Genomic DNA, 16,878 nt, shown 5'->3' with positions numbered 1-16,878 from the left:
CGGCTGGCGCGCTCCCGTGTAATCCATCCCTTTTTCCGATGCGGCGCAATCGCGTGGCCATGCAGCTTGCGGAGTGCCAGAAACGGGCCGTCATTCCGGGGCGCCCCGCAGGGGCGAGCCCGGAACCCAGAGCCGATGTCGCCAATCCAGAAGGTGGTGTCGGATCGAACGGCAAACATTCGGCGGGCGTCGGTTCTGGATTCCAGGCTCGCCCCTGCGGGGCGCCCCGGAATGACGGCGTGGTTCCTCAGCCGAGAAGATGGAGACCTTGCAGGCCGTCATAGACGAGCTTCGTGCCGACCAGCAGCAGGAGCCAGTAGACGATCCCGTAGAAGCGTTCGGGCGGTACGCGCCTGACCAGCCAGACCCCGGCGAAGGTCGCGGCGACGGCGAAGGGCAGCAGCGCGGCGGAGGCCAGCAGGTTCTGGCCGTTGAGCTGGCCGAGCGCGAGATAGGGCACGAGCTTCACCAGGTTCATTGCGGCGAAGAAGACCGCGCCGGTGCCGACGAAGACGGCAGGCTTCAGCTTCTGCGGCATGACATAGATCTGGAAGGGCGGGCCGCCGGCATGGGCGACCATGCTGGTGAAGCCGCAGAGGAAGCCCCAGAGGCTGCCGGCGCTCCAGTTCGCTCGCGTCGCGACCGCCGGCTTTCGGCCGTCGCTCAGCATGCGGCGCAAGGCGAAGCCGACCGAGATCAACCCGACTGCCAGCACGATGGCGGCGTCCGAGACCTTCGCTGCCAGGAGATAGCCGACGAGGATGCCAAGCAGGGCGCCGGGCGCCAGCGTCGCGAGGTTGCGGCGGTCGAAATCGCGCCGGTAGGACCAGACCGAGACGACATCCTGCGCGATCAGCAGCGGCAGCATGATCGCGGCGGCCGTCACCGGCGAGACCACCAGCGCCATCAAGGGCAGCGAGAGCAGGCCGATGCCCGAGAAGCCGCCTTTCGCCAGGCCGGTCAGGATGACGGCCGGCACCATGGCGGCGAAGAAGAGCAGGTCGAAGGGCATGTGGTACTGCGTCGCAGGGCCGGGAAATGCAGATCGGGATCGGCGAAAGTCTTAAGGCTGCGCGCTTGCGTCGGGCGCGGGGAAGAGCGCAGGGTTCGCGCAAAACCAGCCCCGCCATCGCCGGCTCGCCGTGGGGCTTTAGGCTGAAACCCGGCGCAGAGGAACGCTTCCGATGAATGGCTCCCATGCGGCGCCCGCCCGCTCCGAAGGCTATCGCGAGACCTATGCACGCTGGCAGGCCGATCCGGATGCCTATTGGCTCGACATGGCCAAGGCGATCGACTGGATCAAGCCGCCTGAAAAGGCCTTCGATCCGGCCGCCGGCATCTATGGCCGCTGGTTCCCGGACGCGACGTGCAACACCTGCTTCAACGCGCTCGACCGGCATGTCCGGGACGGGCGCGGCGAGCAGGTCGCGCTGATCCATGACAGCCCGGTCACCGGGACCAAGACGAGCTACACCTACGCGCAGATGCTGGAAGAGGTCGCGACGCTCGGCGCCGTCCTGCAGGATCTCGGCGTCGGCAAGGGCGACCGCGTCCTGATCTACATGCCGATGGTGCCGGAGGCGGCCTTCGCGATGCTGGCCTGCGCGCGGATCGGCGCCGTGCATTCGGTGGTGTTCGGCGGCTTCGCGGCCAAGGAGCTTGCGACCCGCATCGACGATGCCGAGCCCAAGGTCATCCTGACCGCGACCTGCGGCATCGAGCCGACGCGCGTGGTCGAATACAAGCCGCTGCTCGACGGCGCGATCGAGATGGCCAGGCACAAGCCGCAGGCCTGTGTCGTGCTGCAGAGGCCGCAGGCCGATGCCTCGATGCATGTCACCCGCGACAGGAACTGGCGCACGCTGGTCGCTGCCGCGAAGGCCGCCGGGCGCAAGGCGGAGTGCGTCGAGGTCGCCGCCACCGACCCGCTCTATATCCTCTACACATCCGGCACGACGGGTAAGCCCAAGGGCGTGGTCCGCGACAATGGCGGGCACATGGTCGTGCTCAAGGCGACGATGGACCAGCTCTTCGACGTCGGGCCGGGAGAGGTGATGTTCTGCGCCTCCGATGTCGGCTGGGTCGTCGGGCACGGCTATATCGTCTATGCGCCACTGATCCAAGGCGCGACCAGCGTGCTCTACGAGGGCAAGCCGGTCGGCACGCCCGATCCCGGCGCCTTCTGGCGCGTGATCGCCGAGCATGGGGTGAAGGTGCTGTTCACGGCGCCGACCGCCTTCCGCGCCATCCGCAAGGAGGACCCGGAGGGCAAGCACCTCGCCGGGCACGATCTCTCGCGCTTCAGGGCGCTGTTCCTCGCCGGCGAGCGGGCCGATCCCGAGACGCTGAAATGGGCCGAGGCGATGCTTGGGGTGCCCGTCATCGACCATTGGTGGCAGACCGAGAGCGGCTCGCCGATCGTCGGCGATCCCATGGGGCTCGGCCTGCTGCCGGTGAAGCATGGCTCGCCGACCGTGCCGCTGCCGGGCTGGGACGTGCAGTGCCTCGACGAGGGCGGGCGGCCGGTCGAAGCGGGCAAGATGGGCGCGATCGTGCTGAAGCTGCCCTTGCCGCCGGGCGCGCTGCCGACGTTGTGGAACGACGATGCGCGCTTCAAGGAAGCGTATCTCACGACCTATCCGGGCTATTATAACACCTCGGATGCCGGCTTCATCGATGCGGACGGCTATGTCTTCATCATGGGCCGCACCGACGACATCATCAATGTCGCCGGCCACCGGCTCTCGACCGGCGGGATGGAAGAGGTGCTGGCGGCGCATCCGGCCGTGGCGGAATGCGCGGTGGTCGGCATCCGCGACGCGCTCAAGGGCGAGCAGCCCTGCGGGTTCGTCGTGCTGAAGGCGGGAGCGACCGTGACGCCCGAGCAGGTCGAGAAGGAGCTGGTCGCACTGGTGCGCGAGCGGATCGGGCCGGTCGCGGCCTTCAAGCTCGCGCTGACGGTCGCCCGGCTGCCGAAGACGCGCTCCGGCAAGATCCTGCGGGCGACGATAAAGAAGATCGCCGATGGCGAGGATTACGCCGTGCCGGCGACGATCGAGGATATCTCGGTGCTCGGCGAGATCGGCGTTGCGCTGAAGGGCAGGGGGATCGGGTAGTTCGCGTCCATGCCGCCATTCTCGGGCGAAGCGAAGCTTCGACCCGAGAAACTCAAGGCGAGTGGGCGCTGGTTTCCGAGATGCTCGGGTCAAGCCCGAGCATGACGGCTAACGAGAGCCTCAGCCCTCGTCGTCGTCTTCGTCGGCCGGGCGCTTGAGCTGCTTCAGCTTGGCGAAGACCGAGTCGACGTCGATCGCCGCTTCTTCCTCGCGCTTCGGCCGGCTCATGTCGGCGAAGGGCTGGCTCTCGTTGCGCGCGGGCTCCGGAGCGATCGCTTCTTCCACCGTGAGCAGGGTCGAGCCGGCCTCGGCCAGCGCGGCCGGGCGGTCCTTGGAGGCGCGGCCGACTTCGAAATCGAGGTCGATCTGCGAGCACAGGCCAAGGCTGACCGGGTCGATCGGGGTCAGCGACTGGGCGTTCCAGTGGGTGCGGTCACGGATCTGCGCGATGGTCGACTTGGTCGTGCCGATCAGGCGGATGACCTGCGCGTCCTTGAGCTCGGGATGGTTGCGCAGCAGCCAGAGGATGGCGTTCGGGCGGTCCTGGCGCTTCGAGACCGGGGTGTAGCGCGGGCCCTTGGTGCGCTTGATCTCCGGCACCTTGACCTTGCGCTCGGCGAGCTTGAGGTGATGGTTCGGGTTCTTGGCGGCGCGCTCCAGCTCCTCGCGGGTGAGCTGGCCGGAGGTGATCGGGTCGAGGCCCTTGATGCCGGCGGCGACTTCGCCATCCGCGATGCCGCGCACCTCGAGCGGGTGCAGCTTGCAGAACTCGGCGATCTGCTCGAAGGTCAGCGAGGTGTTCTCGACCAGCCAGACCGCGGTGGCCTTGGGCATCAGCGGGGTTTGTGACACGGGGACGGTCTCCTCTTCGCCTTCGCGCCGCCGCTCGCTGGGGGCTCATAAAGGCAGGGTCGCGGACAATAGCTCTCATGCGCCGACCGGCCTCCCCGGCCGGCCATCCAAATCATCGACGATGAGCAGGATGGCGCGCCTTATAGGCGAGGGCAGGGCAAGTGTCCATGAAAAGCAGCGTGATCGAAGCCGGTCAGACCGTCAGCACGATCTTGCCGATATGGGCGCTCGACTCCATCAGGCGATGGGCTTCCGCAGCCTTGGCCAGCGGGAACGTAGCATGGATCAGCGGCTTGCAGCGCCCGGCTTCCAGCAGCGGCCAGACTTTGGCGTGCAGCTCGGCGGCGATGGCGGTCTTCTCGGGCACGGTGCGGGGGCGCAGGGTCGAGCCGGTATGGGTCAGGCGCTTCAGCATCAGGCGGCTGAAATTGACGGTGGCCTTCGGCCCGTTGAGGAAGGCGATCTGGACGATGCGGCCCTGATCGGCCGCCAGCTCGTAATTGCGGTCGATATAGTCGCCGCCGACCATGTCGAGGATCAGGTCGGTACCGCGCCCGCCGGTCATGGCCTTCGCAGCGGTGACGAAATCCTCGGTGCGGTAGTTGATCGCGTGGTCGGCGCCGAGCTCGCGGCAGGCGGCGCATTTCTCGTCGGAGCCGGCGGTCGCGATGACGGTCGCGCCGAAGGCCTTGGCGAGCTGGATCGCCGTCGTGCCGATGCCGGACGAACCGCCATGGACGAGGAAAGTCTCGCCGGCCTGAAGCCGGCCGCGCTGAAAGACATTGTTCCAGACCGTGAAGAAGGTCTCGGGGATCGCCCCGGCCTCGGTCAGCGTCAGCCCCTTGGGCGCGGGCAGGGCATTGCTCTCGTCGACCACGGCATATTCGGCGTAGCCGCCGCCGGCGACGAGGGCGCAGACGGCCGCGCCGACGGGAAAGCGATTGGCGCCTTCGCCTTGCGCCACCACCGTGCCGGCGAATTCGAGGCCGGGGATGTCGGAGGCGCCGGGCGGCGGGTTGTAGCCGCCCTGGCGCTGCAGGACGTCGGGACGGTTGACGCCGGCGGCAGCGATGGCGACGAGGACCTGGCCGGGGCCGGGCTTCGGGACCGGGTGCGTTTCCGGCCTGAGAACGTCGGGGCCGCCGGGCGCCGCCATGCCGATCGCCGTCATCATCTCGGGAAGGTTGGTCATGGGTTCGTCCTTGATTGGTGCGTCGCAGCGTGACTGCGGTCGAAACTGAGTGTTCGCTTGGAGCATTGCTCCCTGCGAAAAACCGGTTCCCACTTTCTCGCGCAATGCTCTAGCGTGCCGCGCGCAGTTTGAGCAGATGCGAGGCCGCCATGTCGATATTCCCGGAGGACGATCGCCCCAAGCCGAAGAGCGTGCACGAGATCGGGCAGGACCTGTCGACGCTGTCCCTGACCGAGATCGACGAGCGCATCGCGGCGCTCAAGGCCGAGATCGAGCGCCTGATCGAGACGCGATCGCGCAAGGATGCCTCGCGCTCGGCGGCGGACGCGTTCTTCCGCAAGCCGGCCTGAAAAAGCGTCAAAAAGAAACGCCCGTTTACCGGGCGTTAATGATTCCAAAGTATGAATCGCATCATCCAGTTTGTCTGGATGTCGAGTGGCTCCTGCCCACTCTGTTTGACGCCTCCCTGTTGACCTTCGAGCCGCCTTTGGCGGCTCTTTTTTTGTCTGCGCGTTCCCCTGCGTCCGGCCGGTCGCGATGTCCTGTGGACCCGCCTGCCTTGTTGTCGCCACAGCGGTTTAGCCTCGTTAAGGTTAACGGCACCTTACCGGCGCCGGAAACCATGATCGGCGTTATCCTTGCGACATCGGCGACCATATCCGTGACGCGTTCCAGAGGCGCACGGGTTTGTGCCGATGGGAGACATCCATGAACGACGCCCAGTTGCTCGATCCGCAGACGGAAGAGGGCGCGATTTCCTTCGCACGGGGTTTCGTGCGCTCCGATGCCTTCATGCTGCTGTTTCGCGAGGGCATGGGACTGGTCGAGCAGACGGCGAGCTATCTCGACGGGGACGGACGCAAGGACTCTGCTGCCCTGCCGCGCGAGGCCTCGCTGACCTACGCGACCGAGAGCATGCGCCTGACGACCCGTCTGATGCAGATCGCATCCTGGCTGCTGGTGCAGCGGGCCGTGGCGGAAGGCGAGCTCACCGCCGAGCAGGCCCGCACCGAGCATAACAAGGTCAAGATCGGCGACCCGATGCCGGCGCCGGCCGCGCATATCGTCGCGCAACTGCCGGAGCGGCTGCGCGATCTGATGGCGCATTCCTTCCGTTTGCAGGAGCGCATCCGCCATCTCGAGGGCCAGATGTCGGGCGCGCCCACCGTCCGCGAGCGCGTGAATCCCGTCCTGAACCAGCTTGCCAGCCTGGAAGCGCGGCTGGGTTTCGGGCGCTGAACAGCGTCTTCGAAGGGCTGACGTCATTCTCGGGCGGAGCGAAGCGCAGACCCGAGAATCTCAGGCCGAATGGGGCGCCTTTCCTTCCTGGGATGCTCGGGTCAGGCCCGAGCATGACGGAGCGAGAAACGAAAACAAAAAACCCGGCCGTGAGGCCGGGTTTTTTGTTCGAGATCAATGACGGCGGCGCCGGAGCGCCGCAGCATCACTTCTTGCCGATGGCGCCGATGCCGCTGAAGCGCGAGTTGAAGCGCGAGACGCGGCCGCCGCGGTCCAGCATATGCTGGGTGCCGCCGGTCCAGGCCGGGTGGGTCTTGGGGTCGATGTCAAGGTTCAGCGTGTCGCCTTCCTTGCCGTAGGTCGAGCGGGTGGCATATTCGGTGCCATCGGTCATGACGACCTTGATGGAGTGGTAATCGGGGTGGATGCCGGCCTTGGCCATGACGAAATCCTCGGAGCTACAAAAACGGGCGCATCGACAAGCAGGCGAGCCTGCCCGGCCCGTCGAAAGAATTCGGATGAGCCTGTCGTGAATTTGCGTGCACATATCGTAGCCGGCGCTTCAGCGCAAGCGCGACGCACTCCCGGAGGGCTCCCCTGCGGCGTTGCGTCGTTTGCCAAGCCCGTCCCGATCGGCTTCACCGGGGCAGATTTGATATTAGTTGAAAGAGCGCGCACGACGCGTGCGCGAGATGCAGGAGTCCCCGTGCGTGGCCGAAGCTGACAAGAACGACAAGAAGGCCCGGCCCGATTTCCGCTCGCTCGCGACCTTCTGGCCCTATGCGCGGGCGCAGAAGCGCCGGATTGCGCTCGCGCTCATCGCCCTGGTCGTCGCCTCGCTGGCGACGCTGGCGCTGCCGCTGGCGGTGCGACGCGTCATCGATGTCGGTTTCACCGGCGGCGAACAGCAGCTTGCCAACAGCTATTTCATTCTGCTGATCGGCGTCGTCGGCGTGCTGGCGCTGGCGAGCTCGGCGCGCTTTTATCTGGTGATGACGGTGGGCGAGCGCATCGTCGCCTCGCTGCGCGCCGATGTCTTCCGCCACCTGACCCGGCTGGAGCCGGCCTTCTTCGATTCGAGCCGCGCCGGCGATCTCGTCTCGCGGCTCACCGCCGATACTACGCAGATCAAGTCGACCTTCGCCTCGACCGCCTCGATCGCTTTGCGCAACGCCATCATGGCGCTGGGGGCTTTGGCGATGATGGTGGCGACGAGCCCGCGGCTTTCCGCGATCGTCATCGGCGTTATCCCGCTGATCGTGATTCCGCTGGTCCTGTCCGGCCGCTCGGTCAGGCGGCGCTCGCGGGCAGCGCAGGACCGGCTTGCCGACGCCTCGGCCTTCGCGGCGGAAGCCGTCGGCGCCATCCGCACGATGCAGTCCTTCGGCGCTGCCGGCCAGAGCTCGGCGCGGTTCGAGGCGGCCTCCGACGGCGCCTATGCGGCCTCGCGGGAGGCCACGGCCTCGCGCGCACTGCTATCCGGCGTCGCGATCTTTCTGGTCAGCGCCAGCGTGGTCTGCGTGCTCTGGGTCGGCGCGACCGAGGTCTTCGACGGGCGGATGACCGGCGGGCGGCTGTCGCAGTTCATCCTCTATGCCGTGCTGGCCGCGAGCTCGCTCGGCCAGCTCTCGGAGGTCTATGGCGATATCAGCGCCGCCGCCGGCGCCTCCAGCCGGCTCGGCGAGATCCTGGCACTGAAGCCGGCCATCGCCGCGCCGCCGCATCCCAAGTCGATGCCGGCGCCTTCGCTCGGCGAGCTCGCCTTCGAGAACGTCTCGTTCAGCTATCCCGGCCGCGTCGGCCCGGCGTTGTCGAACCTGAACTTCTCGGTTCGGCCGGGCGAGCGGATCGCGCTGGTCGGGCCGTCCGGAGCCGGCAAGAGCACGGTGCTGCAACTGGCCTTGCGCTTCTACGATCCGCAGGACGGGCGCGTCGTCGTCGACGGCGTCGCCGGGCCGGAGGCCGATCCGGAGGTCTGGCGCGAGCGTTTCGCGCTGGTGCCGCAGGAGCCGACGGTGTTCGGCGTCTCGGTGCGTGACAACATCGCCTATGGCCGCCCCGGTGCCTCGCAGGACGAGGTCGAGGCTGCGGCGAAGCTTGCGGCGGCCGACGAATTCATCCGCGCCCTGCCTGATGGCTACGAGACGGTGGTCGGCGAGCGCGGCGTGACGCTCTCCGGCGGGCAGCGCCAGCGCCTCGCCATCGCGCGGGCGATCCTGAAGGACGCGCCGATCCTGCTGCTCGACGAGGCGACCTCGGCGCTCGATTCCGAAAGCGAGCGGGCGGTGCAGGACGCGCTCGACCGGCTGATGCAGGGCCGCACCACGCTGGTGGTGGCGCATCGGCTGGCGACCATCCTCTCGGCCGACCGCATCCTCGTGATGGAGGACGGGCGCATCGTCGAGGAAGGCAGCCATGCCGAGCTCAAGGCGCGGGGCGGGCTCTATGCCCGGCTGGCGGCTCTGCAGTTCGGGCTGGAGGCCGCCTAGGTCGTCTGGCTTGCTGCGAGGCGCGGGCGCGGGCGCGGAACCCGGAACCATGAGCCGCTGGCGACGATGACGCCGTTGGCGATGCCATAGGTCACCAGTGCGGCCGCCAGCGCGACGAAAAGCCCGCCGCCGTGGCCGAGGACGATCACCGCGAACCAGCCGCCGCCGGCCGCGATCGCGACCCGCAGCGCCGCGGCCAGAACCGGCCAGCCGACGCGGCCCGCGCCTTGCGAAGCGAAATAAAGCGTCAGGCCGAAGCCGAAGAAGCCATAGGTCGGGCCGACGATGCGCAGATAGTCCGAGCCTACCGCAATCATCTGCGGATCGTCGCCGAAGAGCGAAAGCCAGGCTTCCGGCATCAGGGCAGCCGCGATGCCGATCGCCTCGGTGATCAGGCCGGCGATGATGGCGCCTGTCCAGGCAACCTTCAGGGCGCGCTCACGTTTGCCGGCGCCGATGCAGGTGCCGACCATCGCCGCCGTGGGCGCACCCAGGCCGAAGACCAGCGGCACGAGGAGATATTCCAGGCGCGCGCCGGTGCCATAGCCGGCGGCTGCCGCCGGACCGACCAAGCCGGCGAGGCCGGTCGCCATCGCGACGGTCAGGTTGGTCGAGACGCTGACCAGCGAGGACAGCGCGCCGACGCGCAGGATGTCGCGGAGCGGCGGCCACGATAGGCGCGGCGGCAGCGGCGACGGCTTGAGCACGCCGCGGCCTGACCAGATATAGGCGGCGAAGACCACCGTTCCGACGCTGTAATAGAGCAGGATCGCCGCCGCGCCGCCGGCGACGCCGAGATGGGGCAGGGGGCCATAGCCGAAGATCAGCATCGGCGAGAGCGGGATCAGCACAAAGGCGCCGACGATGATCACCGTCGCCGGGAAAGCCATGTTGCCGGTGCCGCGGATGACGGCTGCGAGCGAATTGAACAGCCAGATCGGGATCGCGCCGGCGAAGACCAGGTTCGCGTAGATCACCGCGGCAGCGAGCGAGCCGTCGCGTCCGCCCATCGCGGTAAACAGGCGAGGGGCGAAGAGAAGCGCTGCCACGGTCACGGCAGCGCCGAGCAGGATCGTGATGGCGACGGCGTGCCAGACCAGGCCGTTGGCCTCCTCGCGACTGCCGGAGCCGAGCGCTCGCGCGATTGCGGAGAGGATGCCGCCGCCCATCGCGCCGGCGGCGACCATCTGCAGGAGCATCAGGAGCGGGAAGACCAAAGCCATGCCGGTCAGCGAATCGATGCCGAGCTTGGCGACGAAATAGGTTTCGATCAGGCCGATCGAGGCCTGCACCACCATCACCGCGACATTGGGCAGGGCGAGGCGGACGATCGTCGGCCCGACCGGGGCTTCCAGCAGGAGTCTGGTACGCGCGTCCATGGCCATCTCCCGAAAGCATGCATATGCACTTGTCTTCCCGATCGATACGCGCATATGCACTTAATTCCAAGCGCCGTTCGCGGTGCTGCGGCCCATGACCGGAATGGATGCCATGCAAAAAGCGCTAATGCCGGAAAGCCCGCCGACATCCTGCAACTGCCTCGCGCTGCGCCAGGCCTCGCGCCATGTCAGCCAGATCTACGAAAGCCATCTGGCTGCGGAGGGCTTGCGCGCCTCGCAATACTCGATCCTGTCGACCTTGGGGCGAGGTGGCGCGATCGCGATCGGCGCGCTTGCCAGGACGATGGTGATGGACCGGACGACGCTGGGGCGGGCCTTGCGGCCGCTCGAGCGGGATGGATTGCTGGAGATCGCGCCGGGCCCCGACGGCCGCACGCGCAGCCTTCGCCTGACGCCGGCCGGCGAGGCCAAGCTCGCGGCGGCGGCCGTCAGATGGCGTCAGGCCCAGAAGGAGTTCGAGACGTCTTTCGGTACGCAGCCGGCAGCCGAATTGCGCGCGACCCTGCGGCAGGTCATCGCGCTCACAGGAGAGCGCGGCGCCGACGAATAGGCGCTGCGGGGCCGCGCCTCAGCGCTCCGTGATCTTGAACTCGATGCGGCGGTTGCGGCGGTGGGCCTCGTCGGTATTGGCGATGTCGAGCGGCTGGTATTCGCCGAAGCCGGTCGCGGCGACACGGTCGGTCGGCAGGCCGCGCGAGACCAGGTACTCGACAACGGCGATGGCGCGGGCCGAGGAAAGATACCAGTTCGAGGGGAACTGGGCGGACTTGATCGGGCGGTTGTCGGTATGGCCGTCGACGCGCAGGATCCAGGGCAGGTCCGGCGGCATCTCGTTGCCGAGATCGAGCAGGATGGTGGCGAGCTTGTCGAGCTCGCCCTTGCCCTCGGGCTTCAGGACGGCCTGGCCGGCATCGAAGAAGACCTCGGACTGGAAGACGAAGCGGTCGCCGACGACGCGGATATCGGGCCGCGTGCCGAGCACCTGCCGCAGGCGCCCGAAGAAGTCCGAGCGATAGCGCGCCAGTTCCTGCACGCGCTGGGCCAGCGCGACGTTGAGCCGCGAGCCGAGCTCGGAGATGCGGGCCTGCGAATCCTTGTCCTTGGCCTCGGAGGCGGAGAGAGCTTCCTCCAGCGCCGCGAGCTGGCGGCGCATGGCCTGGATCTGCTGGTTGACGAGATCGACGCTGGCCTGGGCGCGGGCAGAGAGTTGTTTCTCGGCGTCGAGCGCCTTCTGCGTTTCGGCGAGCTGGGCGCCGGCATTGTTGCCGGCCTGCGTGTCGATCAGCCCCTGCAGGCGGCTGCGCTCACCCACGGCCTGGCTCAAGGTTGACTGCATGAGCTGGAGGCTCTCCTGCGCCTGCCGGTTGGAGGAACGCTCCAGGGCGAGCAGGTCGGTCAATTCGGAAATCTGCTTGTTGAGGCGCTCCAGCGCGGTGTCCTTGCCGGTCAACTCCTGCGACAGGAAGAACTGGCCGAGCACGAAGACCGTCAGCAGGAAGACGATGCCGATCAGCATCGTCGAGAGCGCGTCGACGAAGCCCGGCCAGAAATTCGGCTCCTCGCGGCGATGGGCTCGGGAGAGGGCCATGCGTCAGGCTCCTGCCATACCTGAAAGCATCATGGCTCGGTGACTTGGTCGGCAGTGAGGCGGTCGATCAGGCGCTTCAGGTCCTTCTCGCGGGCGGCCTGCGCCTCGACCCAATCGCGGATCATCTGCTGCTCGGAACGCATGTGCTGGACGAGGCCCTGGATGCCCTCCGCCAGATTGGACAGCGCCTGCGTCGCGGCGCGGTTGTTGGAGGCGCCGTCGGCCATCGCGGCGCTAAGCTGCTCGAAGCGGTCGGCGAGGGGGTTGCCGGCCGCCAGCAAGGCGGCGGGCGCCTCGGGCGTGCCGGTGCGGCTGCCGAGCCAGCTCTCCATCTCGTTGCGGAAGCGGCGCTGCGCCTGCCCGACCTGAAGATCGAGGAAGCCGAGGATCAGCGAGCCGGCGATGCCGAAGAGCGAGGACGAGAAGGACAGGCCCATGCCCGCCAGCGGGGCGGAAAGGCCGGCCTTGAGCTCGTCGAAGAGCACGCCGGCTTCGGCGCCGGTGCGCAGCGACTTGATGACGCCGCCGACGGAGCCGACCGTGTCGAGCAGGCCCCAGAAGGTGCCGAGCAGGCCGAGGAAGACGAGCAGGCCGCCGAGATAGCGCAGCACCTCGCGACCGTCGTCGAGCCGGACCGCGACCGATTCGAGTGTCGATGCCGCCTGGGCCGGGGCCAGCGTGCCGCGCTCCAGCGCCGGCAGCACGGAGCCCAGTGGGGCGATGACCTGGCCGCGGCGGATTTCGGCGGAGGCGGGAGAGGCGGCGAGGTTTGTCGCGGCGCGCGCCTCGCTATGGAGGCGCCAGAGTTCGCGCAATGCGATCAGGCAGCCGACGAGCAAGGCGCCCAGGATGAGGCCGTTCAGCCCCGGGTTGGTCATGAAGGCCTGGATCAGCCCGGCCTGGAGGATAAAGCCGAGGAAGCCGATCAGGGCGAGGAAGAGGACCGCGCGGACGACGTAACGGAGCGGTCTGGAGAAGCGGACCTGTGTCCGCACGGTTGCGGCCGTTGCCGGCTCGGCCGCGTAATCCTCAATCGCCATGCGTCGTCTTCCGTTCGCCTCGGAGTGCGGGGAGGACTGTCGCCTCCCACGCCGCCGGGATCAAGCACGAAAGAGCAACAGTTTGGTGGCGCTAAGGTTTCAGGCTGTTGCAGTCTTCAATGCGGCGCTCAGCGCGCGCTCGCCGGCCTCGTTGCCACAGATGATGTCCTTCGCGCTGGTCACCGGCTTGCCGTCGAGCGTGCCGAAGGTGCCGCCGGCCTCGCGGATCAGCACGGCGCCGGCCGCGAAATCCCAGGTGTTGAGGCCGCGTTCCCAATAGGCATCCATGCGGCCGGCGGCGACATAGGCGATGTCGAGCGCGGCCGAGCCCATGCGGCGGACATTGGCGAAGCGCGGCATCACCGCCGCAAGCTCGCGCAGGAACTGGCCGTGGCCACCCTTGCCGATATGCGGGATGCCGGTGCCGATCAGCATGTCGGTGGGCTCGTTGCGGCCGGAGACGCGCAGGCGGCGGTTGTTGACATAGGCGCCCTTGCCCTTCTCGGCCATGAACATCTCGTCCTTGGCGGCGTCGTAGATCACGCCGGCGATGAACTGGTTGTCGCGCTCGAGCGCGACCGAGATGTTCCAGTGCGGAATGCCGCGCAGGAAGTTATGGGTGCCGTCGAGCGGGTCGATATGCCAGCGGTTGCTCTCGTCGGTGCCGTGGACGACGCCGCTCTCCTCCATGACGAAGCCATAGCCGGGGCGGGCCTTCTCCAGGGATTCGCGCAGGATCTCCTCGGCCTTGTGGTCGGCCTTGGAGACGAAATCGCCCGGGCCCTTGGCGAGGACCTGCAGGTTCTCGACCTCGCCGAAATCGCGCTTCAGCGAGCGGGACGCCTTCATCACGGCGTCGGTCATCACGGTCATCAGGGGGGAGCGGATCATCGGAAACCTCTTGCGCGCTCGCGAGCACGGCTGGAAATGAAGAAACGGTCACGCCAGCCCTCATCCTGAGGAGCTGCGAAGCGGCGTCTCGAAAGGATACTCCAGAGCGCGCTGGAACATCCTTCGAGACGCGGGCTTAGCCCGCTCCTCAGGATGAGGGCTGTGTCTCGACCGTCGTAGCCCGTCACTTGCGCGGGTCTTAGGGCGCCGTCAAGACGGCGCTGCTGATCCGGCCGGCGGCCATGCGGGCGGCGCGGGCCTGCTGTTCGGGATTGAGCCGTTCGAACAGGTCGTCGAGCGCTGCGTCCTTGAGGCCTTGCGATCGAGCCGCGAGATGCCAGGCGGCGGCCTCGATCGTGTCCGGCGCGATACCGAGCCCGAACTGGTAGAGCTTGGCGAGGCGGTTCTGGGCGATCGGGTTGCCTTGCCAGGCGGCGCGCCGAAACAGGCTGGCCGCGGCGGCCTCGTCCTTCTCCACGCCGGTGCCGTTGAACAGCATGATGGCGTAGTCGAGCTCGCCGGGAACGTTGCCGGCCGCGGAGGCCTGCTTCATCCAGCGGGCTGCAACCTCCTCGCTCGCCGGCATGCCGCGGCCCTGCTTGGCCAGCACGCCGAGCGCATACATGGCGTCGCTGACCTGGGCCTTCGCCGCGATTTCGAGGCAGGCGACGGCGCGCTTGTCCTCGTCCTGCCGGTTGGCCGCGAGCAGGGCGATGGCGAGATTGTAATTGGCGGCGGGGTGGCCGGCAGCAGCAGCCTTCTCCAGCAAGGCGCCGGCCCGGGCCGGATCGCGCTTGCCGCTCTTCTCGTCGAGAAGCTGCGTCGCCAGCGCGAAGGCGGCATTGATGTCGCCGCGCGCCTCGGCCCGCTCGTACCATTCGGTCGCGACCTTCTGGTCCGGCGGGACGCCGAGGCCCTGGCGATAAAGCTCACCCAGCAGGGTCATGGCGGCGGCATCGGAGCTGTCGGCCTCGATGCGCTTGAGCGCTTCGGCCAGCGCACGGCGGTAATGGCCGGCCTGATAGGCGCCATAGGCGGCATCCGGCGTGAGCGCCGCCTCGGCCTGGCCTGCTAGGAGGAGACCGGCGAGCAGGGCGAGCCCGGCAAGCCGCTTCATCGCGCCGTTTTCCGCGCGGCGCAGGTGGCGATCGCGCTATTGGCCTGCTCGACCAGGGCGCGGATATCCTGGCCCTCATCGAAGGCCCAGGCGCCGAGCGCGACGAATTCCGCACCGGTCTCGACCAATGCCGGGATGGATTCAGCGTCGGGAGCGTAGGCGACGCAGGGCGTCTCGAAGATCTCGGCCCACCAGCCGGCGCGCTCGACCACCGCCGCCAGCGCCGGCAGCGAGCCGTCCGGGCGCGGTTCGCCGAACATTACATAATCGACGCTGGCCTCGCCGGCGTCCATCGCGTCGTGGCGGGCGCGCAAGGCCCCGATGCCGATGATGCGCTCGCTCTTGAGGCTGGAGCGGGCCTCGGCGACGGCAGCCGGGCCGCCGGTGAGATGGACGCCGTCGGCGCCGCCGCGGGCGGCCACGAGCGCGGTGTCCTCGACGACAAGGGCGACGTTGTTGGCCTGGACCGGGCCGGCGAGGCGCTTGACGCGCTCGATCCGGCTGCGGTCGTCGCCGGGCGCAAGGCGTAGCAGCACGGCAGCGACATCGCCGCCGGCCATGGCCTGCATCAGGCGAAAGGCCATGGCCTCAGCGTCCGCGACGGGAGGAGTGACGAGCATCAGGCGGGTGGGGGAGGATTGTGTGGTCATGATTTGCTGCGCAAACGGCCCGCAGCGAAGTCCAATGTCAAGACCGCAAGACCGGCAACGAGACTCCAGAAGGCCGAGCCGATGCCGAAAAGCGAAAGGCTGGAGGCGGCGATCGCGAAGGTAACGACGGCGGCGAAGCGCTCCTTGTCGGAGGCCATGGCCTGCCCGAGCGCGCCGGTGAGCGAGCCGACCAGCCCCAGGCCAGCCACGGCGACGATCAGCGCCTTGGGCAGCGCCAGCAGCAGGGCGATCAGCAGGCCGGTGCAGGCGGCGACGACGAAATAGGCGAGACCATAGAGAACACCGGCCTTCCAGCGCTGGGCCGGGTCCGGATGAGTGTCGCCACCGGTGCAGATCGAGGCCGATATCGCGGCCATGTTGGTCATATGGGCGCCGAAGGGGGCGGTGAGCAGCGAGGTCAGGCCGGTGACGAACAGCGAGGGGGCCGTCGGCGGATTGTAGCCGGCGGCGCGCAGCACGGCGAAGCCCGGCAGGTTCTGGGCGGCCATGGTGACGAGATAGAGCGGGACGCCGATGCCGAGCATGGCGGCAATATCGAAGCGCGGCGTGACGAATTCGAGGCCGCTCAGTGTCATGGCGCCGGCAGGCCAATGCGCCAGCCCTCCCAGGAAGCTGATCGCAATGCCGGCCACCAGCGCGGCGATGACGCCGAGGAACGGGTTGAGCAGTCGCGCCACGAGGAAGACGGCGAGCAGCGGCAGCACGAGGCCGGGCGAGAGGCGCATCTCGTCGAAGACCGCGACGACGAAGCGGAAGATCACGCCGGCGAGCATGGCGGCTGCGACCGGCATCGGGATCCGCTCGATCAGCCTGCCGAGCGGGCGGAAGGCGGCGGTCAGCATCATCAGCACGGCGGCGATCAGGAAGGCGCCCACGGCAGACGCCATGTCGAAGCCGGTGACGGCCGCGATCAGGGCGGCGCCGGGCGTCGACCAGGCGCAGATCATCGGCATGCGGTAGCGCCAGGACAGGAAGAGGCTGGAGGCGCCGGTCGCGAGGCAGAGCGCGGCGATCCAGGAGATGGTCTGGCCGGGCGTGGCTCCCAGCGCCTGGGCGGCCTGGAGGATGACGGCGACGGAAGCGGCGAAGCCGACGAAGACCGCGACCAGGGCAGAGAAGACGATCGACATGGTGCGGGAAGCCGGCTGGAACGGAAGCAAGCCAGCGTTGAACCAGAAAACGCGGGGCACGGAAAGGGTGGCGGGTGCAGGGACGCGGCCAGTCTCAGGCACGAAGCTTGCCCAAAGGTGGCCGGCCGGTGGACGGGGATGTCATGCGGCTGT

At 68.2% G+C, this 16,878-nt stretch carries 16 protein-coding genes; 5 read left to right on the top strand and 11 right to left on the bottom strand.

The features are described 5' to 3' along the window. Positions 1-247 precede the first annotated feature (247 nt). Positions 248-1,012: a sulfite exporter TauE/SafE family protein gene (locus ACFJGT_RS18290; protein WP_377840593.1), complete on the bottom strand. Its 765-nt coding sequence runs from the start codon at positions 1,010-1,012 to the stop codon at positions 248-250. Between the two features lie 172 nt (positions 1,013-1,184). Here ACFJGT_RS18290 and ACFJGT_RS18285 point away from each other — a divergent pair, with 172 nt between their 5' ends. After that, positions 1,185-3,116 (top strand): propionyl-CoA synthetase, encoded by a 1,932-nt coding sequence (locus ACFJGT_RS18285; RefSeq protein WP_377840590.1) that lies wholly within the window; start codon positions 1,185-1,187, stop codon positions 3,114-3,116. A gap of 120 nt (positions 3,117-3,236) precedes the next feature. Here the strand turns inward: ACFJGT_RS18285 and ACFJGT_RS18280 are convergent, their stop codons facing one another. Further along, entirely contained in the window at positions 3,237-3,968 is a 732-nt protein-coding gene (locus tag ACFJGT_RS18280; protein ID WP_377840588.1) for a DUF1013 domain-containing protein, read from the bottom strand. Between the two features lie 193 nt (positions 3,969-4,161). Then, a complete protein-coding gene (locus tag ACFJGT_RS18275) occupies positions 4,162-5,160 on the bottom strand; it encodes an NAD(P)H-quinone oxidoreductase (protein ID WP_377840586.1) in 999 nt (332 codons plus the stop codon). A 149-nt stretch (positions 5,161-5,309) separates the two neighbouring features. Between ACFJGT_RS18275 and ACFJGT_RS18270 the strand changes: the two genes are divergently transcribed. Together ACFJGT_RS18270 and ACFJGT_RS18265 are read left to right on the top strand one after the other, a co-directional pair. Then, entirely contained in the window at positions 5,310-5,510 is a 201-nt protein-coding gene (locus ACFJGT_RS18270; RefSeq protein ID WP_377840584.1) for a DUF1192 domain-containing protein, read from the top strand. Positions 5,511-5,868: 358 nt separating this feature from the next. Next, on the top strand, positions 5,869-6,399 hold the full coding sequence (locus ACFJGT_RS18265; protein WP_377840582.1) for a DUF1465 family protein: 531 nt from the start codon (positions 5,869-5,871) through the stop codon (positions 6,397-6,399). Between the two features lie 205 nt (positions 6,400-6,604). Here ACFJGT_RS18265 and rpmE read toward each other — a convergent pair whose 3' ends face one another. Next, the gene (gene rpmE / locus ACFJGT_RS18260) at positions 6,605-6,841 is read right to left on the bottom strand and encodes a 50S ribosomal protein L31 (RefSeq protein WP_377840579.1); all 237 of its coding nucleotides are present in this window, start codon (positions 6,839-6,841) and stop codon (positions 6,605-6,607) included. 250 nt (positions 6,842-7,091) lie between these two features. Here rpmE and ACFJGT_RS18255 point away from each other — a divergent pair, with 250 nt between their 5' ends. Then, the gene (locus ACFJGT_RS18255) at positions 7,092-8,888 is read left to right on the top strand and encodes an ABC transporter transmembrane domain-containing protein (protein WP_377840576.1); all 1,797 of its coding nucleotides are present in this window, start codon (positions 7,092-7,094) and stop codon (positions 8,886-8,888) included. On the opposite strand, the gene ACFJGT_RS18250 is transcribed toward ACFJGT_RS18255, so the two are convergent. After that, positions 8,885-10,267 carry an MATE family efflux transporter gene (locus ACFJGT_RS18250; RefSeq protein WP_377840574.1) on the bottom strand — a complete coding sequence of 461 codons (1,383 nt, stop codon included), beginning with the start codon at positions 10,265-10,267 and terminating at the stop codon, positions 8,885-8,887. The two genes, ACFJGT_RS18255 and ACFJGT_RS18250, sit on opposite strands and share 4 nt — an antisense overlap. 112 nt (positions 10,268-10,379) lie before the next feature. On the opposite strand from ACFJGT_RS18250, the gene ACFJGT_RS18245 reads away from it, so the two are divergent. Further along, complete coding sequence (locus ACFJGT_RS18245) at positions 10,380-10,838, top strand: MarR family winged helix-turn-helix transcriptional regulator (protein WP_377840571.1); 459 nt, start codon at positions 10,380-10,382, stop codon at positions 10,836-10,838. 18 nt (positions 10,839-10,856) lie between these two features. Here the strand turns inward: ACFJGT_RS18245 and ACFJGT_RS18240 are convergent, their stop codons facing one another. The 6 genes from ACFJGT_RS18240 to ACFJGT_RS18215 form a co-directional block, all read right to left on the bottom strand. Further along, on the bottom strand, positions 10,857-11,876 hold the full coding sequence (locus ACFJGT_RS18240) for a peptidoglycan -binding protein (protein WP_377840568.1): 1,020 nt from the start codon (positions 11,874-11,876) through the stop codon (positions 10,857-10,859). A 29-nt stretch (positions 11,877-11,905) separates the two neighbouring features. After that, positions 11,906-12,916 (bottom strand): flagellar motor protein MotA, encoded by a 1,011-nt coding sequence (locus tag ACFJGT_RS18235; protein ID WP_377840565.1) that lies wholly within the window; start codon positions 12,914-12,916, stop codon positions 11,906-11,908. A gap of 99 nt (positions 12,917-13,015) precedes the next feature. Beyond that, positions 13,016-13,807, bottom strand: coding sequence for an inositol monophosphatase family protein (locus ACFJGT_RS18230; protein WP_377840563.1), 792 nt, complete (start codon positions 13,805-13,807; stop codon positions 13,016-13,018). A gap of 199 nt (positions 13,808-14,006) precedes the next feature. After that, the gene (locus ACFJGT_RS18225; RefSeq protein WP_377840561.1) at positions 14,007-14,924 is read right to left on the bottom strand and encodes a tetratricopeptide repeat protein; all 918 of its coding nucleotides are present in this window, start codon (positions 14,922-14,924) and stop codon (positions 14,007-14,009) included. Next, complete coding sequence (locus ACFJGT_RS18220; RefSeq protein WP_377840557.1) at positions 14,921-15,574, bottom strand: thiamine phosphate synthase; 654 nt, start codon at positions 15,572-15,574, stop codon at positions 14,921-14,923. The genes ACFJGT_RS18225 and ACFJGT_RS18220 overlap by 4 nt, the downstream gene beginning before the upstream one ends. After that, positions 15,571-16,725 (bottom strand): benzoate/H(+) symporter BenE family transporter, encoded by a 1,155-nt coding sequence (locus ACFJGT_RS18215; protein ID WP_377840553.1) that lies wholly within the window; start codon positions 16,723-16,725, stop codon positions 15,571-15,573. Before ACFJGT_RS18215 ends, ACFJGT_RS18220 begins: the two co-directional genes overlap by 4 nt. Positions 16,726-16,878: the final 153 nt, after the last annotated feature.

The organism is Allobosea sp. UC22_33 (assembly GCF_042700715.1).
Classification (GTDB): Bacteria; Pseudomonadota; Alphaproteobacteria; order Rhizobiales; family Beijerinckiaceae; genus Allobosea.
This window is presented reverse-complemented; position numbering and strand designations above follow the sequence as displayed.